Source organism: Mycobacterium sp. NGS45, from assembly GCF_059812645.1.
This window is the reverse complement of the sequence record NZ_JCALDB010000044.1, coordinates 1-7,901: the sequence shown is the minus strand read 5'-3', so window position 1 is coordinate 7,901 and position 7,901 is coordinate 1. Positions and strand designations below refer to the sequence as shown.

The window sequence follows — 7,901 nt, the reverse complement described above, 5'->3', positions numbered from 1 at the left end:
ATTTTCTGCGCCAGGACCGAATCCGTCGCGCAGGCGAGATGCGGATGACAGGTAGCGCCGGCCAACGGCGCGTCCCGTCTCACTTTCTCGAAAGTCTGCATGTGCCCCTCCCGCAGCTCGATGATCAGCGGCGCATCGCAGCAATCCTCGACCAGGTGGATGCGTTGCGCGCAAAGCGACGTCAGGTGCAGGACCACCTCGATGGTATGGCGCAATCGATCTTTGTTGACATGTTCGGCGATCCCGAGAGTCTGCGGAGATCCGGTCCGTCGGTTGAGTTTGGACGGATTGCTGACCTTCAGGGAGGGCGCAACATCGTGGCCGATGACGAGAGTGCACCGTCGCCGTACCGTGTGCTGAAGATTAGCGCCGTCACGTCCGGGGAGTTCAAATCAACGGAATCCAAGCCACTTCCGCTCGATTATAAGCCGCCAACCGACCACCTCGTTCGGACTGGTGACTTGCTAATTAGCCGTGCGAACACCGCTGAGTTGGTCGGTGCGGTTGCCTACGTCAAGGACGCGCCCCCGAACCTGGCACTGCCTGACAAGATTTGGCGATTCGTTTGGCTGGATGCCGCGAGCGTCCCTCGCTTCTATTGGGCATTGTTTCGCATGCCTGCAATCCGCCGCAGGATTGGGCAGTTGTCGAGTGGGACAGGCGGATCGATGAAGAATATCTCCAAGGCCAAACTCGAGCGGCTTGAGCTGCCACTCATCGATATCGCCCGTCAGGCTGAGTTTGTTCGTCGGCTCTCCGCGATACCGACTTCGTCGACGCACCAGCTCGATGAACTCTTCGCTTCTCTCCAATCCCGCGCGTTCTCTGGTCAGCTGTGAGGTAGCGGCATGTCGAACTTCGCGTTTCTGGAGCCCGTCGGGTGGCCGGAAGTGCTGGCCGATTGCCGGCGTGCGGAGAGTTACGCCACCAGCGATCCGCGGTCGGCGTGCTTCTACAGCCGACGCACCGTCGAGCTCCTGGTCGACTACTTGTATGATGTTCTGGCACTGCCGATCCCGTACAAGAACGATCTGGCGGCCAAGATCAACGATGCGGCGTTCAAGTCGAAGGTCGGCGTCGGGATTGCCACCAAGCTGAACCTGATCCGCAAGCTCGGCAATACCGCGGTCCATGAGCCCCAGCAGATTCCGGCGCGGGCTGCGTTGGATGCACTGCGCGAACTGCATCACGTGATGCTGTGGGCTGCGTTCCGGTACTCGACGAATCCGCAGGCGGTTCCACTCAAGGCCACATTCGACCCGACTATCGCGGCCAAGGCCGCACCGCTGAGCCGGCAGGAAGTCGCCCAACTCGCGGCGAAGTTCGCCGCGCAGGACGAGGCGCACGCCAAGGCGCTGGCGGAGAAGGATGAACTGGCCGCGGCCCAGGCTGCGGAGATCGCCGCCCTGCGTGAGAAGGTCAAGCAGGCCCAGGCGGCGAATCAGCAGCCCGATGACCGCGACTACGACGAAGCCCAGACCCGGGACACGTTCATCGACGTCATGCTCGCGGAAGCCGGTTGGCCCCTGAATGAGGCCAAGGACCGCGAGTATCCGGTGACCGGTATGCCCACCGGCGGCGGCAGCGGCTTCATCGACTACGTGTTGTGGGGCGATGACGGTCTGCCCCTGGCGATCGTGGAAGCCAAACGCACCAGCAAGAGCCCGCAGGTCGGCCAGCAGCAGGCCAAACTGTATGCCGACTGCTTGGATCAGATGACCGGCCGGCGCCCGGTGATCTTCTACAGCAATGGTTTCGAGCACTGGATCTGGGACGATGCCGGCGGCTACCCGCCCAGGGAAGTGCAGGGCTTCTACACCCGCGACGAACTGGAACTGATGATCCAGCGCCGCACCACACGCAAACCGCTGGCGCAGATGCCGATCGACTCCGACATCGTGGAGCGGCACTACCAGCACCGCGCGATACGGGCGATCGATGACGCCTTCACCGCTAAGCAACGCGAAGCCCTGCTGGTGATGGCCACCGGATCGGGCAAGACCCGCACCGTCATCGCCTTGATCAAGCAGTTGATGGAAGCCAACTGGGTCAAGCGGGTGCTGTTCCTCGCCGACCGCACCGCACTGGTCACCCAGGCGGCCAACGCGTTCAAGACGCACCTGCCGGATGCCACCACGGTGAACCTGGTGACCGAGAAGATCACCGACGGCCGGGTCTACGTCTGTACCTATCCGACGATGATGAACCTGATCAACGACACCGACTCGGGCATCAGGAAGTTCGGGCCCGGCTACTTCGACCTCGTCGTCATCGACGAAGCCCACCGGTCGGTGTACCAGAAGTACCGGGCCATCTTCGAGTGGTTCGACTCCCTGCTCGTCGGGCTGACCGCCACCCCCAAGGACGAAGTCGACCACAACACCTACCGGCTGTTCCACCTCGAAGACGGCGTCCCCACCGACGCCTACGGCCTCGACGACGCCGTCAACGAAGGCTTCCTGGTACCGGCGGTCGGGATCTCCGTCGGCACCAAGTTCCTGCGCCAAGGCATCCGTTACGCCGACCTGCCCGAGGAGGAGAAGGCCGACTGGGATGCCCTCGACTGGGGCGAGGGCAACGACCCGCCCGATGAGGTCGGTGCCGAGGAACTGAACAGGTTCCTGTTCAACGAGGACACCGTCGACAAGGTGCTCGCCGAACTGATGAGCAAGGGCCACCGCGTCGCCGACGGGGATCGCCTGGGCAAGACCATCATCTTCGCCAAGAACAAAGACCACGCCGAGTTCATCGCCCGACGCTTCGACATCCAATACCCGCACTACGGCGGCCAGTTCGCCCGTGTCATCACCCACGGACTGAGCCATGCACAGTCGCTGATCGACGACTTCTCCGTCACCGAGAAGAACCCGCACATCGCGATCTCGGTCGACATGCTCGACACCGGCATCGACGTCCCCGACGTGGTCAACCTGGTGTTCTTCAAACTGGTCCGCTCCAAGACCAAGTTCTGGCAGATGATCGGCCGCGGCACCCGGCTGCGACCCGACCTGTTCGGCCCCGGCCAGGATAAGGCGAACTTCTACGTCTTCGACTTCTGCGGCAACCTCGAATACTTCAGCCAAGACCTCCCGGGATCCGAAGGCTCACTGCAGAAGTCGTTGAACCAACGCCTGTTCGAGACCCGTTTGGGGCTGATCAGCGCCATCGACCACGCCTGGCCGGTCACCGAGCCCGACCCCGGCGAAGGCCAGGGCACCGAAACCGAACGCGGCTTGCGCGTCGACGTCGCGCGGTCACTGCACCGCACCGTGGTCGGCATGAACCTGGACAACTTCCTGGTCCGGCCACACCGCAAACTGGTCGAGCAATACGGACAGTGGCCAGCGTGGATATCGTTGACCACCGAGGCCGCGGGCGATGTCGCCGAACAACTCTCGGGCCTGCCCTCGGCGCACAAGGACGACGACGAAGACGCCAAACGCTTCGACATGCTGGTCCTGCGCCGCCAACTCGCACAACTCGAAGGCGACACCGTCGCCGCCGAACGCCTGCGCGAGCAGATCCAGAACATCGCCACCGGGCTCCTGGGCCAGACCGCGATCCCGTCGGTCAAGGCCCAAGAGGTACTGCTCGAAGAGGTCGGCAGCGACGAGTGGTGGGTCGACGTGACCCTGCCGATGCTCGAAGCTGCGCGCCGCAACTTGCGTGGCCTGGTGCGGTTCCTGGAGAAGGCCAAGAAGGTGGTGGTCTACACCGACTTCGCCGACGAAATGGGTGAGGCCACCCTGGTCGATCTGCCCGGGATCACGCCCGGCACCAACTGGGAGCGCTTCCAAGCCAAGGCCAAGGCCTACCTGACACAACACCAGGACCACGTCGCTCTGCAGCGGCTGCGCCGCAATAGGCCACTCACTGCTGATGATCTGGAAGCGCTGGAACGCATGTTGATCGACAGCGGCGTGGGGGACCAAGCCGACATCGACCTGGCCCGTGAACAATCGCACGGCCTCGGCCTGTTCGTACGATCCCTGGTCGGATTGGACCGCGAAGCCGCCGCCGACGCCTTTGGCACCTACCTCGACGGCACCCGGTTCAACACCGACCAGATCCGCTTCATCAACCTGATCGTCACCGAACTCACCGCCAACGGTGTGGTCGAGCCGGCGCGACTGTACGAGTCGCCTTACATCGACCACGCCCCGACGGGGCCGGACGATGTGTTCAGCGAGGGCGATGTGGACAACATCGTGGAAATCTTGAACACCGTGAGGGAGAACGCGGCTCCTAAAGACGGTGCTGCATAAGGCGTTAGCGCCGACCACCCTGAACCTGTCAGCACGACCAGATTCACTAATCCTTAGGCGAGCGATGATGTCTGACCAGAGGGTCTACTCCAACGAAGTAGCCCACATGCAGCTACGTGCTCCGCGCGTCGTTCTCGTGGTGCCGGTGACCCAAGACTGGCACCGGATGGTCATGTCTGGCATTCACCAAGTCACCACGGCTTGGGCTGGCGCAGGGTTCGTTGTGGTCCCTACGGAGAAGGGGGACATTCACCCTGCGGTCCTTGCTTGTCTGCGGGAGTACGACCCCGACTGCGTACTTGTTCCTCCAAATGAAGCGTTGCCGGCGGAACTATCGGACTTGGTTGTGCGCGCGCAGGAGACGATCTCAGCGATTTGCTCCAACTACCGATCACCGCTGTTGAAGATTGAGGAAGTTGCCAACCCCACGTTCTCCGCACTCTGGAACATCTGGTTTTCAACCGCCAGCGATCCGAGTTCGGGTGACCCTGTGGCAGTGTCGACTGTCAGCGACTTCCGGGCTGGTGAGACCTCGATCGCTGCGAGCCCTGCCCTTAAGGGCGCTCTCGGTGTAGCAGCAGCATGCCGCTGGGGATTGAGCGAACCACCGAATGACGGCATTGCTGATATCGAAACGCCACTCAAGCAATCAGCGGTGCGCAGACTTTCGTCACACGAGCACAAGGCTGTTGGCCTTTTCGGCGTAGGCACGAGAGATTCTTTCGAGGGTAGGTACGAGACTTACCTTGCGCGGACACTCGTCGGATTGGATGGAGCCCAATCGTACGGTCCAGACCGATCCGACGCGCTGGTTGTTATTGGCGATGAGCCGTCGGATTTCGCTCTTGCCATGGTTTGGGACCGTACCTACAGGTGTGGAATCTGGGTCCCCGAAGAGTGGTGGGTAGACACCGAGCTCCATGCCCACGTGCTAGCGGGAATCGACAATCTGGTAAGTCACGCATCGAAGCAGCTGAAGCGAGTTCTTTTTACCTCAACCACTCTAGATGAAGGCGAAATCACGGCCCGTGCACAACAGTGGCGTGACCGTACGAGCCTGATCCTCGACAAGAACCTTGATGAAAAATGGGAGGTGGTGCGTGCCAACACCCTAGTGCCTTCGAGATACTGGAAGGTCCACTACGTCTTGAAGGAGAACATCTCCCACGAATGGTCGGCTGCTGTCGCGACCGATGAGGGCACCGCAGATTTCCAAACGCTGCCGCCCCTGCCGCGAATTGGGGTGTCAGGCCTTGAGCTGCTTGAGCAGTCGGCGTGTTGGCAGGTCGACATCAGCCTCCGCGGCCACGAACTGCCAGTCTCGATTGCCGTGCCCGAAGCGTCGTTGCTGGTCGAACCAACAGAGGCCCGAGCCACTCGGGTTCGTGCGGGAAGGTCGGGGATCTCGTATCAAGCACATCGAACAGACTTAATTCCCTCTGGCGCCTCGCTCGCACAGTCCCTCGCGCGTCCATTGCTCAGATTTCCGTCGCTGATTGACTGGGCAAACGCGCGCGCGGGCACTCAGGAGATGTCTGTGCGGCTTTCGACTGCGGGTACGCAGGCCAATGTGCTGGCAACAATGCTGGGCAGCAGAAAGGCGTTGACAGATCTGATCGCAAGTGAACTTCTCTCGGTGCTCTTGGCATTCAACCGGTCTGGTTCCACTAGGGCTGATTATCCGAAGGGAGAGGGTTGTGTCGTGAACTCCGAGGGATATTTGCATTTCTCGGGCATGTGTGCCCTTGCAGGTATTGAGGAGTCAGCGGGGGCCCGGGACACGATCGACGGATTGCTCAGGGCGGGAGTGCTTCGGCGAGGCCTGCTTACCAAGTGTCCAAGGTGCCAACATTCGGCATTCGTACACGTAGCTGACCTAGCCCCCATGGTCAGATGTCCACGGTGCCTGGCCGACAACGCTCTTGAGCGTCAGCTATGGCGGCTCCCGGTGCACGAGCCCATCTGGTATTACGACTTGCACCCTATCGCGCGGAAACTGTTGCTCGACAACGGAGACGTCCCGTTACTGCTCTCGCACTACCTCCGAACCGGAGCGCAACGGAGCTACATCGATGCTGCTGAATTCGAGATGTGCGATGCGAATGGAAATCCGGTCACCGAGACAGATCTACTGGCACTTGTAGATCGCCGACTCGTGTTGGCTGAAGCGAAATCAAGTACCTCGTTTGGCAATCGGAAGCAGCGAAGTGCCGCCGCCCAGAAGCGAGCTTTCGCTGCCCGGGTTCTGCAGGTGGACGAAATCATACTCGCGACCAGTGGAGCACAATGGGACTGCGCCACGGTCACAGCGATGAAAAATGCCATGCAGCAGCAGATCTGGCCCGAAGGCCGGGCTCCCGAACTGCGAATCATCTGTGGTTTGGGCGGTGTTATCTCTGAAGAGCGGCATCGAGTTGAATGAGCCCAAGATCTTCTGATAGTTAGTCCGTGGCGGAGCTATGGACCTTCGGTTCGACAAGGACCGTGAGCAGTCTGTCGCTCATGAGGAGGATCTCCACTTTTAGGACAGGAGGACCTGTTGCCAAGCCTCGACCATTACCGACCGCGCTCAGTGCCGCAGCGTAGCTGCTTAGTTCGACGGCTTCCGCTTGAATTTCTGGTCGTGCTTGATCGGCAGCGCCGTACCGGATCGAAGTATCCGCGTACTTGTCGGTGGGTGCTGAAAGAATGTCTGTATGGAACCGAATGACAACGTGTGGGCTGACGGAAGCGAACGAGGCCTTGCCTATGCGTTCGCTGCGGTAGAGAGTTACCTGTATCAGAAGGGCGAAAGCTGGTGTCGACGAGCACTACTGCTGCCGCATATGTCGGCGAGCCGTGAGAGCTACCACCAGAATTACAGTGCCAATAAGAATGTCGGCAGCGGGCGCGGAAACATGCCCACGCCAGGCGGTCCGGTGATGGTCGTGCATCCTCCATTGAAGCTGCTGGAGAAGGGCATGCGTCTAGCTGCGGGTCAGCTGCTGGGCGTGGCCACGCCCAGCCCCAATGAGGTGGAAGGATGGGCCGCTGCCACGAAGGCTGTTGATGCAGTAACTGGCAAGAGGCATCCCGGAGTGCCGGCAGCGATTGAAGAGGCACTACGCGACCTGCATGATGCTGGCTACAACGGCTACGCGCGACAGCGCGAAGCATTCTTCGCGGGAAAGTACTACCCTCCCATCGACATTCTCATGGATGCGGGGTACAACGTGGAGTTTGTGAAGAGTTACCTTGTGGCACTCGGTAAGTCGGCTGACAGCGTCGCGCGGATTGATCAACTCTATGTTCCGAGGTCTCAGCGGCCGCGTACTTCACGTTGATCCCGCAGGGTGCTCTCCTCGGGTAGATGTGGATGTGGCCTGTGGCGTTCCTGGGTTCCATCTGTTCAATTCGTGATTAGAAGCGATCCACCCGCACCGGCGCACGGATGTTGTGGCGGGATCGGGGACGGCCCCGAGCTACCTCTGGAAACCTAGAGACATCTCCACCGCCTCTAGGTCGAGACTGAAGTGCTTGCGAGCGAGGTTCAAATGCTCGTCACGGTTGCGAAGCACCTGCTTCCACTTTTGATCGAGTGCTGTGATGTCTGGTCGGCACCCCATGATCTCTACACTAAGTACTGCGGGCAGCTCG

Annotated in this window: 4 protein-coding genes; all 4 read left to right on the top strand. The window is 60.9% G+C overall.

Annotation, left to right across the window (positions count from 1 at the left end; translation table 11 throughout):
• A partial coding sequence (locus tag AC5Y3P_RS22150) for a restriction endonuclease subunit S (RefSeq protein ID WP_500048086.1) occupies positions 1-839 on the top strand: 839 nt, incomplete at its 5' end.
• Positions 840-848: 9 nt separating this feature from the next.
• Positions 849-4,265 carry a DEAD/DEAH box helicase family protein gene (locus tag AC5Y3P_RS22145; protein WP_500048085.1) on the top strand — a complete coding sequence of 1,139 codons (3,417 nt, stop codon included), beginning with the start codon at positions 849-851 and terminating at the stop codon, positions 4,263-4,265.
• A gap of 106 nt (positions 4,266-4,371) precedes the next feature.
• A complete protein-coding gene (locus AC5Y3P_RS22140) occupies positions 4,372-6,687 on the top strand; it encodes a hypothetical protein (RefSeq protein ID WP_500048084.1) in 2,316 nt (771 codons plus the stop codon).
• A 274-nt stretch (positions 6,688-6,961) separates the two neighbouring features.
• On the top strand, positions 6,962-7,588 hold the full coding sequence (locus AC5Y3P_RS22135; protein ID WP_500048083.1) for a hypothetical protein: 627 nt from the start codon (positions 6,962-6,964) through the stop codon (positions 7,586-7,588).
• Positions 7,589-7,901 lie beyond the last annotated feature (313 nt).

Excerpts from the sequence above, each read along its gene's own strand:
- AC5Y3P_RS22145 (WP_500048085.1), top strand. The coding sequence starts at position 849 with ATGTCGAACTTCGCGTTTCTGGAGCCCGTCGGGTGGCCGGAAGTGCTG.
- AC5Y3P_RS22140 (WP_500048084.1), top strand. The coding sequence starts at position 4,372 with ATGCAGCTACGTGCTCCGCGCGTCGTTCTCGTGGTGCCGGTGACCCAA.
- AC5Y3P_RS22135 (WP_500048083.1), top strand. The coding sequence starts at position 6,962 with ATGGAACCGAATGACAACGTGTGGGCTGACGGAAGCGAACGAGGCCTT.